We start from the raw sequence: 20,232 nt of genomic DNA, 5'->3' as shown, positions 1-20,232 counted from the left end.
CGATCGGGGGCCCAATCGGGAGCCCAATCGGGGGGCGGTGGTGACGAACGTTGCGTCCTGTTACATTGCCCTTCCCACTTGGGCCCCGGCCTTCGCCGGGGTGGGATCGTTCGGCTGAGGTAGGTAGATGAACCCAGAAATATCCGCGGTCACCGATCGCATCATCGAACGCTCGCGGCCCAGCCGCGCCGCCTATCTCGCGCTGATCGACCGCGAGCGCGACGTGGCAATCCGCCGTCCGAACCTCGGCTGCGCCAACCTCGCGCACGCCTATGCGGGGACCGAGGAAGACCGCGACGCGATGAAGGCCGATGCCGGCATGAACATCGGCATCGTCACCGCCTATAACGACATGCTCAGCGCACACGCGGTCTATTACCGCTACCCCGAGCTGATGAAGGTCTGGGCGCGCGAGGCCGGCGCCACCGCACAGGTCGCCGGCGGCGTCCCCGCGATGTGCGACGGCGTGACGCAGGGCTATCCCGGCATGGAGCTGTCGCTGTTCAGCCGCGACACCATCGCGCTCTCGACCGCGATCGCGCTCTCCCACGGCACGTTCGAAGGCGCCGCCCTGCTCGGCATCTGCGACAAGATCGTCCCCGGGCTGTTGATGGGCGCGCTGCGCTTCGGCCATCTCCCGATGATCCTCATCCCCGGCGGCCCGATGCCGACCGGCCTGCCCAACAAGGCCAAGGCCGCGGTCCGCGAGAAATTCGCCGAAGGCCTGGTCGGCCGCGAAGAGCTGCTCGACGCGGAGATCGGCGCCTATCATTCGAAGGGCACCTGTACCTTCTACGGCACCGCCAACACCAACCAGATGATGATGGAGGTGATGGGCCTGCACATGCCCGGTGCCGCCTTCGTCAATCCGGGCACCAAGCTGCGCCAGGAACTGACCCGCGCCGCGGTCCACCGGCTCGCGCAGATCGGCGCGCGCGGCGACGATTATCGCCCGCTTGGGGCTTGCGTCGACGAGAAGGCGATCGTCAACGCCGCCGTCGGCCTGCTGGCGACCGGCGGCTCGACCAACCACCTGCTCCACGTGCCGGCAATCGCGCGCGCGGCCGGCATCGTCATCGACTGGGAGGATTTCGACCGCCTCAGCCGCGCGGTACCGACCATCGCGCGCGTCTATCCCAACGGCTCGGCCGACGTGAACGCGTTCGAGGCGGCGGGCGGCATGCCCTATGTCATCCGCGAGCTGATCGGCGCCGGTCTGCTCCACGCCGACATCCCGACGGTCGCAGGCGGCGACCTGTCCGCCTACGCGCACGCGCCGTCGATCGAGAACGACACGCTCGGCTGGTCGCCGGTCGGCGACAGCGGCGACGAGACGATCCTGCGCCCCGCAGCCGCGCCCTTCTCGCCCGATGGCGGCATGCGCATCCTCGCCGGCAATATCGGCCGCGCCTGCATCAAGGTCAGCGCGGTCGAGCGCGATCGCTGGGTGATCGAGGCTCCCGCCGCCGTGTTCGAGGACCAGCTCGACGTCATCGAGGCGTTCAAGCGCGGCGAGCTCGACCGCGACGTCGTCGTCGTCGTCCGCTTCCAGGGCCCGCGCGCCAACGGCATGCCCGAATTGCACAAGCTGACCCCGCCGCTGGGCGTCCTCCAGAACCGCGGCTTCCGCGTCGCGCTCGTCACCGACGGCCGCATGTCGGGCGCCAGCGGCAAGGTGCCCTGCGCGATCCACTGCAGCCCCGAGGCGCTGCTCGACGGCGCGATCGGGCGCATCCGCGACGGCGACATGATCCGCGTCGACGCCGAGACCGGTACGCTGGAGGCCTTGGTCGGCGCCGCCGAATGGGCCGCTCGAATCCCCGCCCCCGCCCCGGCGCCTGCGTCGGGCATGGGCCGCGAGCTGTTCGGCATGTTCCGCTCCGGCGCCGACGAAGCCGAAAAGGGCGCGTCGGCGATGCTGGCCGGGGCGGGCCTGTAACCGACCGTCACCCTGAACTCGTTTCAGGGTCCACCGTGCGCCAAGCATAGCCTTTCGTTGCCGCACGGTGGATGCTGAAACGAGTTCAGCATGACGGCAAAACTATCTAGGAGAGACGCATGCAGATCGTAGCGGCGGATATCGGCGGCACCCACGCCCGCTTCGCCATCGCCGAAGTCGAGAATGGCCGCGTCGTCGCGCTCGGCGAGCCTGTCACGCTCAAGACCGCCGATCATGCCAGCCTCCAGACCGCCTACCAGGCGTTCGAAGCCGGGCTCGGCCGCCCGCTGCCCCGCGCGCTGGCGATCGCGGTCGCCTCGCCGGTCGCCAACGACGTCATCCGTTTGACCAACAATCCGTGGATCATCCGCAAGTCGTTGATCACCGAACGACTGAAGGCCGACCAATGGGTCGTGGTCAACGATTTCGGCGCGGTCGGCCACGCCGTCGCACAGGTCCCCGACAGCGACTTCATCCATCTCTGCGGCCCCGACATTCCGCTGCCCGCCGCGGGGATCACGACGATCTGCGGTCCCGGCACCGGGCTCGGCGTCGCGCAGCTGCTGCGTCACAAGGCAGGCTACGAGGTCCTCGAGACCGAGGGCGGCCACATCGACTTCGCCCCGCTCGACGGCATCGAGGACGCGCTGCTCAAGCGCCTGCGCAAGACCTTCACGCGCGTGTCCGCCGAGCGCGTCGTCGCCGGCCCCGGCATCGTCGCGATCTACGAGACGCTCGCCGCGCTCGAGGGGCGCGCTGTTCCCAGCCATGACGACAAGACGATCTGGAGCGAAGCGCTCGAAGGCACCGATTCGATCGCGCTCGCAGCCCTCGACCGCTTCTGCCTCGCGCTCGGCGCGGTCGCGGGCGACCTCGCGCTGGCGCAGGGCGCGAAGGCGGTCGTCATCGCCGGCGGCCTCGGCTTCCGCATCAAGGATCGTCTCATCCGCTCCGGCTTCGACCAGCGCTTCGTCGCCAAGGGCCGGTTCCAGACGATGATGGCCGCGATGCCCGTCAAGCTCATCACTCATCCCCAGCCCGGCCTGTTCGGCGCCGCGGCCGCCTTCGCCCAGGAGCATACCCGATGACCACCACCATCACCGACATCATGCAGACCAGCGCCGTCATCCCGGTTCTGGTCATCGAGGATGCGGCCCTCGCCCGTCCGCTCGCCGAGGCGCTCGTGCGCGGCGGCCTTCGCGTCCTCGAAGTCACGCTGCGCACCGGCGCCGCGCTCGAGGCCATCGCCGAGATGAAGAAGGTCGAGGGCGCGATCGTCGGCGCCGGCACCGTCGTCTCGACGCAGCAGTTCGCGCAGGTCATGGACGCCGGCGCCGAGTTCATCGTCTCGCCGGGCCTCACCGAGACGCTCGCCAAGCCGATCATCGACAGCCGCGTGCCGTTCCTGCCCGGGATCGCCAATGCCGGCGACATCATGCGCGGCCTCGACCTCGGCCTCACGCACTTCAAGTTCTTCCCTGCCGAAGCGAGCGGCGGCCTGAAGGCGCTGAAGGCGCTCGCGGCACCGTTCTACCAGTGCAGTTTCTGCCCCACCGGCGGCATCACCGAAGCCAATGCCCCCGAATGGCTGGCGTTCAAGCCGGTCCTCTGCGTCGGCGGCAGCTGGGTGACCGGCGGTACGATGGCCGAAGTGGAATTGAAGGCCCGCGCGGCGAACGCACTGCGGGGGTAGCCGTCACCCTGAACTCGTTTCAGGGTCCACCGCGCCCCGCACGCAATCGCCCGGGGCGCGGTGGATGCCGAACCAAGTTCAGCATGACGGAGAGAGCTACATCTCCCCCCGGCTCCGCCGGATCGCATACCATTTCCGCACATTCGCGTTATGCTGCTCCAGCGTATCCGCGAACACATGCCCGCCGGTGCCATCCGCCACGAAATAGAGCGCTTGCGTCGGCGCCGGATCCAGCACCGCATCGATGCTCGCCCGCCCGGGGTTGGCGATCGGCCCGACCGGCAGCCCGGCCTCCGCATAGGTATTGTACCCGTTCTTCGCCTGCAGCTCCGACCGCAGGATCCGCCGCCCAAGCGGCCGCCCCTTGGTGATCGGATAGATCACCGTCGGGTCCGCCTGCAGCGGCATGTGGAGCTTCAACCGGTTGCCATAGACCGCGGCCACGGTACGCCGCTCGGACGGCTTGCCCGTCTCCTTCTCGACGATTGCCGCAAGAATGATCGCCTGTTCGGGAGTCGTCACCGCGATTCCGGGCTTGCGCTTCGCCCAGGCGGCGGCGAGATATTTGCGCATCGCACCCTGCATCCGCGCCACTACCGACGCACGCGTATCGCCGCGCTGGAACGCATAGCTGTCGGGGAGCACCGATCCCTCGGCCGGCACCGCCACCTGGCCCGTCAGCCCGTCCGCCTTCATCAGCGCGTCGTGGACCATCACGGACGGATAGCCCTCGGGCACCACGACGAGCCGCTGCAGCGTCTTGCCGCCCTGAAGAAGCTTGAGGATATCGGCCTGGCTCAGATGCGGCGGGATGCGGTATTCGCCGACCTTGATCGGATCGCCCGACCCGAACACGCGGGCGTACAGCCGGAACCGCGAGGCCGACCGGATCGCGCCGGCCTTTTCCAGCTCGACCGCCGCCGCGGCGAGGCTGGCGCCTTCCGGCACCTGCACCGTCAGCGTCCGCTGGGCGGGCCCGGCACCGCCCCAGCCCTGGACGATGAGGAACAGCGCCACGATCGCCGCGAGGCCGAATACGAGTCCGAAACAACCGACCTTGCGCATCTCACGTCTCCGTCATGCCGGGCTCGTCCCGGCATCCAGGGTCACGAGCGCTACGCTGCTTGGCTCTGGACCCCGGGACAAGCCCGGGGTGACGCAGTAGTTTACACCCCAACCCCGTCACCCCGGACTTGGTCCGGGGTCCACCGATCCGCAAACTCTATAGCTGAGGCTTTGCGGCACCGTGGATGCCGGAACAAGTCCGGCATGACGAAGGAAGTTTGTGCGCCCTGTACCCTACTATACCCGCGTCATGATCAGCGACGCGTTGGTCCCGCCGAACCCGAACGAGTTGTTCAGCACCGCGCGAACCTCGCGCTTCTTCGCGACGTGCGGCACCAGGTCGACGCCGACGCAGCTGTCGCTCGGATTGTCGAGGTTGAGCGTCGGCGGCACGATCTGGTCGCGCAGCGCCAGGATGCAGAAGATGCTCTCGACCGCCCCTGCGCCGCCGAGCAGATGTCCGATCGCCGACTTGGTCGACGACATCGACAGCCCGGAGATCGCATCGCCGAACAGCCGCCGCACCGCGCCCAGCTCCAGCTCGTCGCCGAGCGGGGTCGAGGTGCCGTGCGCGTTGATGTAATCAATGTCCTCGAGCTTCAGGCCCGACTTCTTCACCGCCATCTGCATCGAGCGGAACGCGCCGTCCCCATCCGGATGCGGCGCGGTCACGTGATACGCATCGCCCGACAGGCCATAGCCGATGACCTCGGCATAGATCTTCGCGCCGCGCGCCTTGGCATGCTCATATTCCTCGAGCACCAGCACGCCCGCGCCCTCGCCCATCACGAAGCCGTCGCGGTCCTTGTCGTACGGGCGCGACGCCTTTTCGGGGGTGTCGTTGAAGCTGGTCGACAGCGCGCGCGCCTGCGCGAAGCCCGCGATGCCGAGCGGACACACCGTGCCCTCCGCGCCGCCCGCGAGCATCACGTCGGCATCGTCCATCGCGATCATCCGCGCGGCGTCGCCGATCGCATGCGCACCGGTCGAACACGCGGTGACGACCGCATGGTTCGGCCCGCGCAGGCCGTATTTGATCGAGACCTGGCCCGAGATCAGGTTGATCAGCCGCCCGTGGACGAAGTGCGGGGACACGCGACGCGGCCCCTTTTCGTGGAGCACGATCGATTCGCTCTCAATCCCCGGCAGCCCGCCGATGCCCGAGCCGATCGACACGCCCGCGCGCCAGCTCTGCTCGACCGTCATCTCGGTCAGGCCCGCATCCTCGAGCGCCTGGCCCGCTGCGTCGATGCCGTAGATGATGAACGGATCGACCTGCCGCTGGACCTTGTGGTCGACGCGCTTGCCGGGATCGAACCCGTATTCATGGTCCTTGGGCTTCACTTCGCAGGCGATGCGGCAGACATAGTCGCTCGCATCGAAGCGCGTGATCGTCCCCGCGCCCGATTTGCCCGCGAGGATGTTGGCCCACACCGTCTCGACGTCCGCGCCGAGAGGGGTGACCATGCCTAGTCCGGTGACGACGACACGCCGCATGACTTTAACTCCGTGATGCTCAAAACGAAACGGCTCCCCGCCCTCTTAGCCCAAGGACGGGGAGCCGCTCAAATCCGACCGGTCGGGGCGAGGGTCAGGCCCCCGCCCCGGGACCCAAGCCCCGGCTTACGCCTTGTGCTCGTCGATGTAGGTGATGGCGTCCTTGACGGTCGCGATCTTCTCGGCCGCGTCGTCGGGGATCTCGACGCCGAACTCTTCCTCGAACGCCATGACGAGCTCGACGATGTCGAGGCTGTCGGCACCCAGGTCGTCGATGAAGCTCGCATCTTCGGTCACCTTGTCGGCTTCGACGCCGAGATGCTCGACGACGATCTTCTTCACGCGGTCTGCGGTCTCGCTCATGTTCGTTCCCTCTATGCTCTGGGGGTTATTCGTTGTTCCTGAACGCCCGTAGAACGGGGTCCGTTTCGTGGCAAGCGTCAGTTCATCCGGTCCCCCGCCCCGCCCGACGCCGAATCGACGCCGAACCGGACGGGAACGCGGTATCACACTGCGGTATCACACCGCGGTATCACACCATCGCCATGCCGCCATTCACATGGATGGTCTGGCCAGTGACATAGCTTGCCTCGCGACTGGCAAGGTAGACGACCGCGGCGGCCACGTCAGCCCCCTCGCCGAGCTTGCCCGCCGGAATCCGCGCCGTCAGTGCCGCCTTCTGCGCCTCGGGCAGCGTATCCGTCATCGCCGAAGCGATGAACCCCGGCGCGACGCAGTTGACGGTGATATTGCGGCTGGCGAGCTCCTGCGCCAGCGCCTTCGACATGCCGACCAGTCCGGCCTTCGACGCGGCGTAGTTGGCCTGGCCCGGATTGCCGGTCTGCCCGACCACCGAGGTGATCGACACGACGCGCCCGAACCGCGCCTTCATCATCGGCTTGGCCGCCGCGCGGATGAGCCGGAACGCCGCCTCCAGGTTGACGCGGATGACGGTATCCCATTCCTCGTCCTTCATCCGCATCGCGAGGTTGTCGCGCGTGACGCCGGCATTGTTGACCAGGATATCGAGCCGCCCGAGCGCCTCGACCGCCTGCGGCACCAGCGCATCCACCGCCGCGCCGTCCGACAGGTCGCACGGCAACGCGACATGATCGCCGCCGAGCGACGCGCGAAACTGCTCCAGCTTGTCCGCATTGGACCCGGACACCGCCAACCGCGCGCCCTGCGCCGCCAAGGCCTTGGCGATCTCGGACCCGATCCCCCCCGAAGCGCCGGTCACCAGCGCGGTCATGCCTGTAAGGTCGAACATTCTATCTCCAGTTTTAAATTTGTTCGCGCAGAGGCGCGAAGGACGCGGAGGGTTTGTAGTTATTGACGAGCCGTCGCACGCCTTCCTTCAACGTATCGCCGCCAAAATTTATAAGCAGCCCGACGGGCTGCTTTGTCAGGCGCAGATATGTCAGTAGTTGCTTCGCGTGGACCGGGAGCAAACGCTCCACCGACTTGATTTCAACGATCAGCCGTTCGTCAACCAATAGGTCGATACGGAATGCTGCATCGAACCGAAGCCCCTCGAACGAGATGTCGATCGGACGCTGCCGCGCAACGACATAGCCCATGGTCTCCAGTCGCCCGGCAAGCACCGCTTCATAGACGCTTTCGAGCAACCCCGGCCCCAAGTCTCGATGCAACCGCAAAGCGACGTCAAGCACGTCGCCACTGATCGCATCGATATCCTTCATGGCCTCTGCGTCCTCTGCGCCTCTGCGCGAAATCCACGCTCTACATCACTTTAACCAAAGCCTCGATGTCGTCCATCGTCACCACGCTCACCGTCTCGACGTCGGCCGCCGTCCGCTTGACCATCGGCGCCAGGACCTTGCCGCCGAATTCCACGAACCGCTCGACCCCCGCGCCCTGCATCGCCAGCACCGATTCGCGCCACCGCACCATCCCCGTCACCTGCCGCACCAGCGACGTCCGGATCACGCCCGGATCCGCCACCGCCACCGCGTCCACGTTCGCGAACACCGGTACCAGAGGCGCGCGCAGGTCGGCGTCCAGCAAAGCCGCCTCCATCGCCTCGGCGGCAGGCTGCATCAGCGGGCAGTGGAACGGCGCCGACACCGGCAGCAGCACCGCACGCTTCGCGCCCAGGTCCCTCGCCAGCGCGATCGCACGCTCGATCGCCGCGCGGTGCCCCGAGATCACCACCTGCCCCGGATCGTTGTCGTTCGCGACGGTGCACACCAGCTCCGCCCCGCCCTCGGCCAGGATCGCATCGACCGCGGCGCCCGCGATGACCTGCGCCTTTTCGAGATCGGTGCCGAGCAACGCCGCCATCGCGCCCTCGCCCACCGGCACCGCCGCCTGCATCGCGCGTCCACGCAACCGCAGCAGCCGCGCCGTCGTCGCGAGATCCAAAGCCCCCGCCGCGCACAATGCGCTATATTCGCCCAGGCTGTGCCCCGCGACATAGTCCGCCTTGTCGGCGAGCCGGACGCCGCCCTCCTTCTCGAGCACGCGCAGCGTCGCGATCGCGTTCGCCATGATCGCCGGCTGCGCATTCTCGGTCAGCAGCAGGTCGTCCGCCGGCCCTTCGCTCATCAGCCGGTACAGATTCTGCCCCAGCGCCTCGTCGACCTCGGCGAACACCTCGCGCGCGACCGCGCTCGCGTCGGACAGCGCCTTGCCCATGCCGACCGACTGGCTTCCCTGACCCGGGAAAATGAAAGCACGCATCTTGCCTCTCCTTTGGCCCGGCGCCCTAGAAACATGGGACCCGACATGCAACCTGAACGAACCGCCACGGGTTGCGACAATCCGCGACCATTTGATGCGAAGCGCGACACGCGTTTGCGACAGGTGGGCGCCAGATAGTGTTCCGACGCCGCGATACTGGCGCCGTTACCAAACGGGAGTTTTTCATGAACAAGTTCATCCTCAGCGCGATCGCCACGACCCTGGTCGCCAGCCCGCTGATCGCTGCCGCCCCCGCCTCGGCGCAGTCGCGCCACGAGACGACCACCGTCCGCCAGGGCCCGAACGGCCGCACCGTCGTCACCAAGAAGACCGTGGTCCGCCCGACCCAGTATCGCACTTGGCGCGCCGGCCAGCGGTTCGACCGCCGCTACGCGCAGAACTACCGCGTGGTCACGACCTACAAGAACTATCGCCTGGCCGCCCCGCCGCGCGGCAGCCAGTGGGTCCGCTCGGGCCGCGACGCGATCCTGATCAACGGCCGCGGCGACGTGGTGCAGGTCCGCGGCGGCGCATTCCGGTAAAGCATACCACTACGCGTCACCCCGGACTTGGTCCGAGGTCCACCGGCCCGCAAACTCGAACGCATCGAACGCGCGGCACGGTGGATGCCGGAACAAGTCCGGCATGACGGAGGGTGGCTGTCGACCAAACGAAACCTTGCTTTTATTCCTCGAAAGGATAAAGGCCAGCGCAACCGGGGTGCAGGACTCGTTCCTTCGCCCCGGTTTGCATTTGAACGACAGCCGGAGGGGTGCACGCATGGGGCGTGTATCAGCGATCGGTAACATGAGGACGAGACATGGCTCTTTACGAGCACACGTTCCTTGCGCGCCAGGATCTGGCACAGGCGCAGGTGGACGCGCTGGCGGAAATCGCCACCAAGATCGTGAACGACAACGAAGGTCGGGTCGTCAAGACCGAGAACTGGGGCCTGCGTTCACTGGCGTACAAGATCGCCAAGAACCGCAAGGCGCACTATGTCATGCTCGAGATCGATGCCCCGGGCAGCGTGATCGCAGAGCTGGAGCGCCAGACGCAGATCAACGAAGACATCATCCGCTACATGACGGTCAAGGTCGACACCCTCGAAGAGGGCCCGACCGTGATGATGCGCAAGCAGGATCGCGACCGTGAGCGTCGTGGCGACCGCGAAGGCGGCCGTGGCGACCGTCCGGACCGTGGCGATCGCCCCGAGCGTGGGCCCCGCCGCGATCGTGAAGAGGGAGCAGAATAACCATGGCACGTCCATTCTTCCGCCGCCGCAAGAGCTGCCCGTTCTCCGCCAAGGACGCTCCCCGGATCGACTATAAGGACGTCCGGTTGCTGCAGGGCTTCGTGTCCGAGCGTGGCAAGATCGTCCCGTCGCGTATCACTTCGGTGGCCGCAAAGAAGCAGCGCGAACTGGCTCAGGCCATCAAGCGTGCGCGTCATCTGGGCCTGCTGCCCTACATCGTTAAGTAAGGAGCGCCCCCATGGACGTCATTCTGCTTGAGCGTGTCGAGAAACTCGGCGCCATCGGCGACGTGGTGAAGGTGAAGGACGGCTACGCCCGTAACTTCCTGCTTCCCAACAAGAAGGCGCTTCGTTCGAACGACGCCAACCGCAAGGTCTTCGAGGCCAACCGTGCACGGATCGAATCGGACAACGCGGCGCGCCGTGCCGATGCCGAGACGGAAGCCAAGACGTTCAACGACGCTTCGGTGACGTTGATCCGTCAGGCCTCGAACACCGGTCAGCTCTACGGCTCGGTCGCGGTCCGCGATCTGGTCGACGCGCTGGTCGCGGACGGTCACAAGGTCGGCAAGTCGTCGATCGTGCTCGACAAGCCGATAAAGTCGATCGGCGTGTACACCGTCAAGGTCGCGCTGCACCCCGAGGTGTCGGTGTCGGTCAAGGTCAACGTCGCACGCTCGCCCGAAGAGGCCGAGATGCAGGCACAGGGCGTCGACGTCATGTCGTCGATGTTCGAGCGTGACGAGGCCGGTTTCGTCGAGGATTACGATCCGAACGCGGAACCCGGCGCGACTGCCGAAGTGTCGAACGACGAGGAAGAGGCGCAGGGCTGAGCCCGACGCCGTCTTCGTCAGACGCAAAAAGGGCCGTCCGGAGCAATCCGGGCGGCCCTTTTCGTATCGCCTTGGGATTACCGTCAGGAATCCAGAAGGTCGGTCGGAGCGTACGGGCTGCGCGGCTCGACGCTGAGGTTCCGCTTTTTCAAGGGCACGACACACACGCGCCGACCACGGCGGCGAGGGGAATGAGCGCGAGCAAAACCGGGAAAATCTGCTTCATGGCGGCGGAACCTTGAGAGGATGTTTCCTCAAAAATGCGCGGGGGCAAAAAAGGTTTCGGCGAGATGAACGTGGGTATCTATCGCCGCCCGAACAGCTTCTCGATATCGCCGTGCTGCAGTTTTACCCAGGTCGGGCGGCCGTGGTTGCACTGGCCGGAATGCGGCGTGACCTCCATTTCGCGGAGCAGCGCGTTCATCTCGGTCACCGACAGGATCCGGCCGGCGCGCACCGATCCGTGGCACGCCATCGTGCCTGCCACCGCGTCGAGCCGTTCCTTGAGGCTCAGCGCCTCGTCGAACGCCGCGAGTTCGTCGGCGAGATCGGTGACCAGTCCCTTGGGATCGCTCTGCCCGAGCAGCGCCGGCGTCGCGCGGACCAGCATCGCGCGCGGGCCGAAGCGTTCGAGGTCGAGCCCGAACTCGGACAGCTCGGCCGCGCGTGACTCGAGACGGTCGCAGGCGGGCTCGTCGAGCTCGACGACCTCGGGGATCAGCAACGCCTGGCTCGCCACGGTGCCGCCGATCAGCGCCGCGCGCATGCGTTCGAGCACCAGCCGCTCGTGTGCGGCGTGCTGGTCGACCAGGATCAGCCCGTCCTCGGCTTCCGCGACGATATAGGTCTTGGCGACCTGCCCGCGCGCGACGCCCAGCGGGAAGCTCGTGCCTCCCGGCGGCGGCGACCAGGCGGGTTCCGCGCGCGCCTGTGGCGGCGCCGAGAAGAAAGTCGGGCGGTGGTCGCGGACCGATCCCCCCAGCCCCGTCATTCCTGACCCCATCCCCGTCACCCCGGCGAAGGCTGTGGTCTCTGGCGATAGGTCGCCCCCTTGCGGCACGAGACCCCAGCCTTCGCTGGGGTGACGGCTATCGGTTTGTCCCGGCTGCCACATCGCCAGCGCCGCCTCGGGCGCGCGCTGGCTGCGATGCCCTGCCGCGTCGAGCGCCCGCCGGAGCCCCGACACGATCAGACCGCGCACCATCGCCGGGTCGCGGAACCGCACCTCGGTCTTTGCCGGGTGGACGTTGACGTCGACCTGGTCGCTCGGCACGTCGAGGAACAGCGCCACCACCGCGTGGCGGTCGCGCGGAATCATCTCGGCATAGGCGCCGCGGATCGCGCCCATCAGCAACCGGTCCTTCACCGGGCGGCCGTTGACGAACAGATATTGATGGTCCGCGATCCCGCGATTGTAGGTCGGTAGGCTCGCGACTCCGCCGAGCACCAAGCCCTCCCGCTCCATGTCGATCGCCACCGAACTGTCGGCGAGCGCCCGGTCGGTCAGCGTCGCCACTCGCCCCGGCCGGTCCTCGACCTGGGACGCCGCCATCACCCGCCGCCCGTCATGCTCGACCGTGAACGCGATGTCGGGCCGCGCCATCGCGAGCCGCCGCACCGCATCGAGGCAGGCGGCATATTCCGCGCGCGGCGAGCGCAGGAACTTGCGCCTGGCCGGCACCCGCGCGAACAGGTCCTCGACCACGACCCGCGTTCCCGGCGGCAGCGCGGCCGGCCCCTCGCGCGTGACGTCGCCATTGTCGACGGTCCGCGCCCAGCCCTCGCTCCCCCGCACCCGGCTCTCGATCGTCAGCCGCGCGACGCTCGCGATCGACGGCAGCGCCTCGCCGCGAAAGCCGAGCGTGACCACCGATTCGATCGCGCCGTCGTCGCCGAGCAGGCTTTCGGGCAGCTTCGACGTCGCATGTCGCTCCAGCGCCAGCGCCATGTCCGCGGGCGTCATCCCGCAGCCGTCGTCCGCGACCTCGATCCGGCGCGTACCGCCCTCCGCCAGCACCACCGCGATCCGCGTGGCACCGGCGTCGACCGCGTTTTCCACCAGTTCCTTCAACGCGCTGGCGGGTCTTTCCACCACTTCACCGGCAGCGATGCGATTGACGAGATGCTCGGGAAGGCGCCGTATTGACATGGGTAATCGCCTAGACCAAGCGACGGTATCCCGCGAGCCGCAAATGCCGAGGACCCGCGCCTATCAGCGGCGGATCGCGAGATATCTGCGATGTGCGTCGCCGATATGGTGGCAGGTTACGGGACCCTGATTGAATGGCCTTCTATTCGCGTTTCTTCAAATTCATGAGCCATGACATGGCCATCGATCTCGGCACCGCGAACACCGTCGTCTATGTCAGGGGACGCGGTATCGTGCTGAACGAGCCTTCGGTGGTCGCGGTCGAGACCATCAACGGCGTCAAGCGCGTCAAGGCGGTCGGCGACGACGCCAAGATGATGATGGGCAAGACCCCCGGCAACATCGAGGCGATCCGCCCGCTTCGAGACGGCGTCATCGCCGACATCGACGTCGCCGAGCAGATGATCAAGTATTTCATCCAGAAGGTCCACGGCCCGCGCAAGTTCGCGCGCTGGCCCGAGATCGTGATCTGCGTGCCGTCGGGCTCCACCAAGGTCGAGCGCCGCGCGATCCGCGACGCCGCGTCGAACGCGGGCGCCTCGCAGGTCTGGCTGATCGAGGAACCGATGGCTGCAGCGATCGGCGCCGACATGCCCGTCACCGAGCCGATCGGCAGCATGGTCGTCGACATCGGCGGCGGCACCACCGAAGTCGCGGTGCTGTCGCTTCGCGGTCTCGCCTACACCACGTCGGTCCGCGTCGGCGGCGACAAGATGGACGAGGCGATCGTCTCGTACGTCCGCCGCAACCACAACCTGCTGATCGGCGAAGCCACCGCGGAACGGATCAAGAAGGAAGTCGGGATCGCCAAGCCGCCCGCCGACGGCATCGGCATGATCATCCAGATCAAGGGCCGCGACCTCGTCAACGGCGTGCCCAAGGAGATCCAGATCAACCAGGGCCAGATCGCCGAGGCGCTCAGCGAGCCGGTCGCGACGATCGTCGAGGGCGTCCGCGTCGCGCTGGAGAACACCGCGCCCGAACTCGCCGCCGACATCGTCGACCAGGGCATCGTCCTGACCGGCGGCGGCGCGCTGCTGCAGGGTCTGGACGAGGTGCTGCGCGACGAGACCGGCCTGCCCGTCACGGTCGCCGAGGACCCGCTGACCTGCGTTGCGCTCGGCACCGGCCGCGCGCTCGAGGATCCGCTGTTTCGCGGCGTGTTGATGAGCGGCTAAAAGGGCGGATTGGCATTGCGTCGGTAGACCGGCGGGGAAGGTCCCCGCGGGTCGGCCGATGCGCAACGACGGGGGGACAGGCGCATGGCGCCAGCCCGCGACCGCCGCACCGGCTTTTCCCGGCGGCGGCAATATGGTGTGTTCATGGGCTATGTGCTCGCCATCGCCGGGGCGGTGGTGGGCGCGGTGCTGCTCGTCGTCTCGACCTTCAATCCGCCGGCCTTCTCGGCGTTGCGGGTGACGGTGGCGGGCATGACGACGCCGGTCTCGTCGGGTCTGGCCTGGGTCGGGTCGGGCGTCGCTGCGGTACCGCGCGCGATCGGCACCTATTTCTTCGTGCGGCAGGAGAATGTCGCGCTCCATGCCGAGGTCGACCGGACCCGCGCGCTGCTGATGCGCGCGCGGACCATCGCCTATGACAACCGCCGGCTGCGGACGCTGCTCGCGGTGCGTGACCGCTCGGTCGACCCGATCGTCACGGCGCGCCTCGTCAGCTCGACCGCGTCGAGCGGCCGCCGCTATGCGCTGCTCAACGCCGGTCGCTGGAGCGGCGTGCGCCCGGGGATGCCGGTGCGCGGCCCCGACGGGCTGGTCGGCCGCATCGTCGAAACCGGCCCCAACGCCGCGCGCGTGCTGCTGCTGACCGACGGCGACAGCATCGTCCCCGTCCGCCGCACCCGCGACGGCCTGCCCGCGATCGTTGCAGGCCGCGGCGACGGCATGGTCGATGTCCGCTCGGTCAACGCCACCAACGTCAAGTTCGCCGCCGGCGACCTGTTCGTCTCGTCGGGGATCGGCGGTATCTACGCCCCCGGCGTGCCCGTCGCCCGCGTATTGAAGGCCGGACAGGATTCGGTCGAGGCACGGACCTTCGCCGATCCCGACACGCTCGACTTCGCGCTGGTCGAGGGTGCGTTCATGCCGATGCCGCCGCGTGGCCCGATCCCGGCCGGTCCGCCGCCCGCGCCATGACCGTCCAGTGACCGCGCAACCGAACACCGTCGACTATCGCCCGTTCGCGCCGACGCTCGGCGCGCGCCGCGTACGCGCGATCGCGGCAGCCACGGTGGTCGCCGGGTCGCTCGCGACGATCATCCCGGTCGTCGCGACGATCCCGATCCTGCCACCGCTGGGACTTGTGATGCTGCTCGCGTGGCGGCTGCTGGCGCGGTTCGCGTTCAGGCCCTGGGCCGCCGCGCCGCTTGGGCTGTTCGACGATCTCGTCAGCGGACAGCCGCTCGGCAGCGCGGTGCTGCTCTGGTCGCTCTGCTTCCTCGCGATCGACATGCTCGAACAGCGCCTCGCCTTCCGTGACTATTGGCAGGACTGGCTGATCGCCAGCGGACTGATCGCCTGCGTCATCATCGCCGGCCGCTTCATCGCGGTTCCGGTCGGCGCGCATGTCGATACCGTGTTATTAGCACAGATCGTGATGACGCTCCTGCTCTTCCCCCTCGCCGCGCGGATCGTCGCGCGGGTCGAACGCAAGCGAGGCGAGGAATGATCGGCCGCGGGCGCGTCGTGACCGAGATGTCGCAGGCCTACAGCTTCTCGCGCCGTGCCTGGCTGCTCGGCGCGGCGCAGGGCGGCGTCGGGCTGCTGCTCGCCGGCCGCATGGCGTGGATCTCGGTCGCGCAGAACGAACGCTACACCTCGCTGTCGGAGAGCAACCGCGTCAACATGACCCTGCTGCCGCCCCGCCGCGGCTGGATCGTCGACCGCCACGGCGTGCCCATCGCCAACAACCGCACCGATTTCCGCGTCGACATCGTCCCCGAACGGCTGCGCGACAAGGACCGCGTGCTCGCGCTGCTCGCCCGCCTGCTGCAACTGCCGCCCGAGGAGATGGAGCGGATCCGCATCGACCTCGACCACGCATCGGGACTGCAGCCTGTCCAGGTCGCCGAGAATCTCGACTGGGAGCGGTTCGCCGCGGTCAGCGTCCGCCTGCCCGAACTGCCCGGCGTCGCGCCCACGCGCGGCTTCGCACGCGCCTATCCCGGCGGCGCCGCGGTCGCGCATTTGACCGGCTATGTCGGCGTGCCCAATGTCGAGCAGTACAAGAAGACGCACGACCCGCTGCTCGTCACGCCGGGCTTCAAGCTCGGCAAGGACGGGCTCGAGAAGATGCTCGAGACCGAGCTGCGCGGCCAGGCCGGCGCCAAGCGCGTCGAGGTCACCGCGCGCGGCAAGCTCGTCGCCGAACTCGCCACCCGCCCCGACGTGCCCGGCAAGACCGCGCGGCTGACGATCGACGCCGGCCTGCAGGACTATGCCGCACGCCGCCTCGGGACCAATTCGGGATCCGCGGTGGTGATCGACTGCCGCACCGGCGAGATGCTCGCGATGGTGTCGATGCCCGCCTACGACCCCAACAGTTTCTCCGACGGGATCAGCCATCTCGAATGGCAGATGCTGAGCGACGACGACCACGTGCCGCTGATGAACAAGGTCACGCAGGGGCTCTATCCGCCGGGCTCGACCGTCAAGCCGATGAACGGCCTCGCGCTGCTCGAGAGCGGCGTCGACCCGCACGCCCGCGTCTTCTGCTCGGGCGCGCTGCGCGTGGGTACCGGCATCTTCCATTGCCACAAGAAGAGCGGCCACGGCCCGCTCGACCTCAAGAACGCGATCATGCAGAGCTGCGACATCTATTTCTACGAGATGATCCGCCGCCTCGGCTACGACCGCGTCGCGCCGATAGCGCGGATGGTCGGGCTGGGGCAGAAGTTCGACCTCCCCTTCTCGACCCAGCGGTTCGGCACGGTGCCCGACAGCGCGTGGAAGCTGAAGAAGTACAAGGATGCCTGGACCGTCGCCGATTCGCTCAACGCGTCGATCGGCCAGGGCTATGTGCTCGCCAACCCGCTCCAGCTGGCGGTGATGGCGTCGCGGATCGCCTCCGGCCGCCATCTGCGCCCCAGCATCCTCGCCGACCATGTCCACCGCGACGCGCCCGCCCTACCGCTCCAGTCCGAGAACCTCGCGATCGTCCGCGATGCGATGTTCGGCGTGGTGAACGGCGGCGGCACCGGCGGCGCGGCGCGCATGCTGACGCCCGGTGTCGCGCTCGCGGGCAAGACAGGCACCGCGCAAGTCCGCCGCATCACCATGGCGGAGCGTCGCTCGGGCGTGCTCAAGAACGGCCAGCTGCCCTTCAAGCTGCGCGACCACGCCGTCTTCATGGGGTTCGCCCCCGCCGACAACCCGCGCTACGCGATCGGCATGGTGCTCGAGCATAACGGCCACACCGTCCGCAACCTCGATTCCCCGCTGATCGCGCGCGACATCATGACCTATCTGTTCGACAAGGATCGCGCGATGGCGTCGCTGGCCGAGGGCGAGAAGAGCTGGGGCGGCGACATCCAGACCCGGATGGCCGCGACGGCGTCGACCTATCGCGCGGCGCAGGCGCCGCATCCCGCCGCCATCGCGACCAAGACCGACGCGATCGTCCCCAGCGACGCTCCTGCGGTCGAGAATGCCACCGATCAGGCCAACGCCACCCAGGCCGCACTCGTCACCCCCGGCAACACCGTCGCCGAAGACGGCACCACGGAACGCGAGCCATGAGATCACGGATCGTCCCCGAACCGCTGGCGAAGCTCCCGTGGAAGGTGCTGCTGCTGGTCATCGCGATCGGCTGTTTCGGCCAAGTCGTGCTCTATTCCGCCGCCGGCGGCTCGCTGAGGCCCTGGGCGCTGTCGCAGGGCCTGCGCTTCTTCGTCCTGCTGGGCGGCGCCATCCTGCTCTCCCGCGTGCCCGAGAAGGTCTGGAAGGACTGCGCGCTTCCCGCCTACGCGATCATCACCATCTCGCTGCTCGCGGTCGAACTGCTCGGAAAGGTGTCGGGCGGCTCGCAACGCTGGCTCGACCTCGGCTTCATTCGCCTGCAGCCGTCGGAGTTCATGAAGCCGGTGATCGTGCTGGCCTGCGCGAAATTCTACGACATGCTCCCGCCCGGCGAGACGCGGCGCTTCAGCGCGATCTGGCCGGCGGCGCTGCTGATCGGCATCCCCGCGGCGCTGGTGATGCTCCAGCCCGACCTCGGTACCGCGCTGATGATCTGCGCGGGCGGCGGCACGGTGATGTTCCTCGCCGGCATCCCGCTCCGGCTGTTCATCGGTGGCGGGCTCGCCTTCTCCGTCGCGACCCCGCTCGCGGTCAATTTCCTGCTCCACGACTATCAGCGCAACCGCGTCCTGATCTTCCTCGACCCCGAGAGCGACCCGCTCGGCACCGGCTATCACATCAGCCAGTCGAAGATCGCGATCGGCTCGGGCGGCATCTGGGGCAAGGGCTTCCTCCAGGGCACGCAGAGCCACCTCGACTATCTCCCCGAAGGCCATACCGACTTCGTCTTCGCAACGATGGCGGAGGAATGGGGCCTGGTCGGCGGCTGCCTGCTGATCCTCGCCTTCCTGCTCGTGATCCGCTGGGGCATCGACGTCGGCCAGCGCGCCACCGGCCGCTTCGCCCGCCTGACCGCCGCAGGGCTCGCCACGACGATCTTCTTCTACGTGGCGATCAACCTGTCGATGGTGATGGGCCTCGCCCCCGTGGTCGGCATCCCCCTGCCCTTGGTTAGTTTTGGCAGCTCGGCGCAGATGACGGTCCTGCTGTGCCTCGCGATCCTGATGTCGATCGACCGCCAAAATCGCAAAACTGTGGGCTGGTAGACAAAAAGGGGTTGCGCGCTCCGCCTGGCCTGCTAACAGCGCGCTTCCCCGGGAGACGGGGCGCCACACCAGCGGCGCCACTCAATCCGCCCCGGTATGGACGCATAGCTCAGTTGGTAGAGCAGCTGACTCTTAATCAGCGGGTCCTTGGTTCGAGCCCAAGTGCGTCCACCAAAATTTCCTAGGTATACGAAACACTTACTGGCGTCGTGACTTGCGCGGCACAGATGGCCGTCGGCGCTCTGGAGTGCGCAAATGACGTTCCTCGTCCAGAGGGGCTATCAACCTCACGGTGTCCTCGTTCAGCTATTACCACGGCAGCCAGGGGCCGATCGGAACAACGCCGATCTGCTAGGCAGCGTTGAAAGCTGATCAACCGCAGGGCACTGGGCTCGGTGCGTTGGCGCCACATGCTTCAAAAGGAATTGCCGCGATGAGCGACCGGGTTCTGATCTTCTACGGTTCCTATCGTTCCGACCGGCAGGGCATCCGCCTCGCCCAATGGCTCGTCCGCGCCTTCGCCGAACGCGGTGCATCGGCCGAGCTGATCGACGCCAAGGCGGTCGACCTCCCCATGCTCGACCGCATGTACAAGGAATATCCCCGCGGCGAGGCGCCGCCAGCGCTCGAGGCCCTCGCGGAAAAGATCAGGACGGCCGACGCCTTCGTCTTCGTGACCGGCGAATATAACTGGGGGGTGCAGCCAGGGCTGAAGAACCTCACCGACCATTTCCTGGAGGAATGGTACTGGCGGCCGGCGGCGATCGTCAGCTACTCGGCCGGGCGCCTTGCCGGGGCGCGCGCCGGCCTCGCCTGGCACGGGATCCTATCCGAGATGGGCATGGTGGTGGTGTCCAGCACGATCGCGGTGGGTTCGATCGGCCACGTGTTCGATGCAGCCGGGGAGCCGGCAGGCGACGGTGGCGGCGCTCTCACCCGGGCCTTCCCCCGCTTCGCCGACGATCTCGGCTGGTGGACGCAGGCCGCCCGTGCGCAGCGCGAGCGGCTCGACCCGCCCTATTGATCCGGCCGACGTCCACGCGCTCCGCGTTGGCGCCGAGCGACGGACCGCACCCGGCGCGCGTCGCTCACCCCTTCGCCGCCGCGGCCGCAAGCTCCTCGAGATCGAGGTCGTGTTCGAGATCGTGGAGGGTCTCGTCATCGATACGGCCGGCACGGTGCAGGCGGACCAGTTCGGCTCGAAGTTCGCCGCTGGATGCACAAGGCCGCCTTTTTTCCTGC

20 protein-coding genes and 1 tRNA gene are annotated in these 20,232 nt (G+C 67.8%); 14 read left to right on the top strand and 7 right to left on the bottom strand.

Annotation, left to right across the window (positions count from 1 at the left end):
• Window positions 1–127 precede the first annotated feature (127 nt).
• From edd to eda, 3 genes are all read left to right on the top strand, one after another.
• A complete protein-coding gene (gene edd, locus FSB78_RS04950; protein WP_147080476.1) occupies window positions 128–1,939 on the top strand; it encodes a phosphogluconate dehydratase in 1,812 nt (603 codons plus the stop codon).
• A gap of 119 nt (window positions 1,940–2,058) precedes the next feature.
• Window positions 2,059–3,027 carry a glucokinase gene (gene glk, locus FSB78_RS04945; RefSeq protein WP_147080475.1) on the top strand — a complete coding sequence of 323 codons (969 nt, stop codon included), beginning with the start codon at window positions 2,059–2,061 and terminating at the stop codon, window positions 3,025–3,027.
• The gene (eda, locus tag FSB78_RS04940) at window positions 3,024–3,632 is read left to right on the top strand and encodes a bifunctional 4-hydroxy-2-oxoglutarate aldolase/2-dehydro-3-deoxy-phosphogluconate aldolase (protein ID WP_147080473.1); all 609 of its coding nucleotides are present in this window, start codon (window positions 3,024–3,026) and stop codon (window positions 3,630–3,632) included. The genes glk and eda overlap by 4 nt, the downstream gene beginning before the upstream one ends.
• 96 nt (window positions 3,633–3,728) lie before the next feature.
• On the opposite strand, the gene mltG is transcribed toward eda, so the two are convergent.
• From mltG to fabD, 6 genes are all read right to left on the bottom strand, one after another.
• The gene (gene mltG / locus FSB78_RS04935) at window positions 3,729–4,697 is read right to left on the bottom strand and encodes an endolytic transglycosylase MltG (RefSeq protein WP_147080471.1); all 969 of its coding nucleotides are present in this window, start codon (window positions 4,695–4,697) and stop codon (window positions 3,729–3,731) included.
• A gap of 237 nt (window positions 4,698–4,934) precedes the next feature.
• Complete coding sequence (fabF, locus tag FSB78_RS04930) at window positions 4,935–6,194, bottom strand: beta-ketoacyl-ACP synthase II (protein WP_147080470.1); 1,260 nt, start codon at window positions 6,192–6,194, stop codon at window positions 4,935–4,937.
• Window positions 6,195–6,320: 126 nt separating this feature from the next.
• Window positions 6,321–6,557 carry an acyl carrier protein gene (locus tag FSB78_RS04925; protein ID WP_031393971.1) on the bottom strand — a complete coding sequence of 79 codons (237 nt, stop codon included), beginning with the start codon at window positions 6,555–6,557 and terminating at the stop codon, window positions 6,321–6,323.
• Window positions 6,558–6,726: 169 nt separating this feature from the next.
• Window positions 6,727–7,464, bottom strand: a complete 738-nt coding sequence (gene fabG / locus FSB78_RS04920; RefSeq protein ID WP_147080468.1) for a 3-oxoacyl-[acyl-carrier-protein] reductase — start codon at window positions 7,462–7,464, stop codon at window positions 6,727–6,729.
• 13 nt (window positions 7,465–7,477) lie between these two features.
• Entirely contained in the window at window positions 7,478–7,897 is a 420-nt protein-coding gene (locus tag FSB78_RS04915; protein ID WP_147080466.1) for a GxxExxY protein, read from the bottom strand.
• A gap of 40 nt (window positions 7,898–7,937) precedes the next feature.
• Window positions 7,938–8,897 (bottom strand): ACP S-malonyltransferase, encoded by a 960-nt coding sequence (fabD, locus tag FSB78_RS04910; RefSeq protein WP_147080464.1) that lies wholly within the window; start codon window positions 8,895–8,897, stop codon window positions 7,938–7,940.
• A gap of 185 nt (window positions 8,898–9,082) precedes the next feature.
• Here fabD and FSB78_RS04905 point away from each other — a divergent pair, with 185 nt between their 5' ends.
• The 4 genes from FSB78_RS04905 to rplI all read left to right on the top strand — a co-directional run bounded on the left by FSB78_RS04905 (window position 9,083) and on the right by rplI (window position 10,984).
• Complete coding sequence (locus tag FSB78_RS04905; RefSeq protein ID WP_147080462.1) at window positions 9,083–9,439, top strand: RcnB family protein; 357 nt, start codon at window positions 9,083–9,085, stop codon at window positions 9,437–9,439.
• Window positions 9,440–9,717: 278 nt separating this feature from the next.
• Window positions 9,718–10,152, top strand: a complete 435-nt coding sequence (gene rpsF, locus FSB78_RS04900; RefSeq protein WP_147080461.1) for a 30S ribosomal protein S6 — start codon at window positions 9,718–9,720, stop codon at window positions 10,150–10,152.
• 2 nt (window positions 10,153–10,154) lie between these two features.
• Window positions 10,155–10,379 carry a 30S ribosomal protein S18 gene (rpsR, locus tag FSB78_RS04895; protein WP_031393978.1) on the top strand — a complete coding sequence of 75 codons (225 nt, stop codon included), beginning with the start codon at window positions 10,155–10,157 and terminating at the stop codon, window positions 10,377–10,379.
• Window positions 10,380–10,390: 11 nt separating this feature from the next.
• Window positions 10,391–10,984: a 50S ribosomal protein L9 gene (rplI, locus tag FSB78_RS04890; RefSeq protein WP_147080459.1), complete on the top strand. Its 594-nt coding sequence runs from the start codon at window positions 10,391–10,393 to the stop codon at window positions 10,982–10,984.
• A gap of 304 nt (window positions 10,985–11,288) precedes the next feature.
• On the opposite strand, the gene mutL is transcribed toward rplI, so the two are convergent.
• Window positions 11,289–13,133, bottom strand: coding sequence for a DNA mismatch repair endonuclease MutL (mutL, locus tag FSB78_RS04885; protein ID WP_147080457.1), 1,845 nt, complete (start codon window positions 13,131–13,133; stop codon window positions 11,289–11,291).
• 134 nt (window positions 13,134–13,267) lie between these two features.
• On the opposite strand from mutL, the gene FSB78_RS04880 reads away from it, so the two are divergent.
• From FSB78_RS04880 to FSB78_RS04850, 7 genes are all read left to right on the top strand, one after another.
• Window positions 13,268–14,311 carry a rod shape-determining protein gene (locus FSB78_RS04880; RefSeq protein ID WP_147080455.1) on the top strand — a complete coding sequence of 348 codons (1,044 nt, stop codon included), beginning with the start codon at window positions 13,268–13,270 and terminating at the stop codon, window positions 14,309–14,311.
• Window positions 14,312–14,395: 84 nt separating this feature from the next.
• Complete coding sequence (locus FSB78_RS04875; RefSeq protein ID WP_147080453.1) at window positions 14,396–15,283, top strand: rod shape-determining protein MreC; 888 nt, start codon at window positions 14,396–14,398, stop codon at window positions 15,281–15,283.
• Window positions 15,284–15,290: 7 nt separating this feature from the next.
• Window positions 15,291–15,815 (top strand): rod shape-determining protein MreD, encoded by a 525-nt coding sequence (mreD, locus tag FSB78_RS04870; protein ID WP_147080451.1) that lies wholly within the window; start codon window positions 15,291–15,293, stop codon window positions 15,813–15,815.
• Window positions 15,812–17,884, top strand: a complete 2,073-nt coding sequence (gene mrdA, locus FSB78_RS04865) for a penicillin-binding protein 2 (protein ID WP_147080449.1) — start codon at window positions 15,812–15,814, stop codon at window positions 17,882–17,884. Before mreD ends, mrdA begins: the two co-directional genes overlap by 4 nt.
• Window positions 17,881–18,990 carry a rod shape-determining protein RodA gene (rodA, locus tag FSB78_RS04860; protein ID WP_147080448.1) on the top strand — a complete coding sequence of 370 codons (1,110 nt, stop codon included), beginning with the start codon at window positions 17,881–17,883 and terminating at the stop codon, window positions 18,988–18,990. Before mrdA ends, rodA begins: the two co-directional genes overlap by 4 nt.
• A gap of 98 nt (window positions 18,991–19,088) precedes the next feature.
• Window positions 19,089–19,164, top strand: a tRNA-Lys gene (locus FSB78_RS04855).
• Between the two features lie 259 nt (window positions 19,165–19,423).
• Window positions 19,424–20,014: an NADPH-dependent FMN reductase gene (locus FSB78_RS04850; protein WP_147080446.1), complete on the top strand. Its 591-nt coding sequence runs from the start codon at window positions 19,424–19,426 to the stop codon at window positions 20,012–20,014.
• Window positions 20,015–20,232: the final 218 nt, after the last annotated feature.

This window comes from Sphingomonas ginsenosidivorax (assembly GCF_007995065.1).
In the GTDB taxonomy this organism is placed as follows: domain Bacteria; phylum Pseudomonadota; class Alphaproteobacteria; order Sphingomonadales; family Sphingomonadaceae; genus Sphingomonas; species Sphingomonas ginsenosidivorax.
The sequence above is the reverse complement of the archived record's forward strand: the minus strand, read 5'-3'. Positions and strand labels throughout refer to the sequence as shown.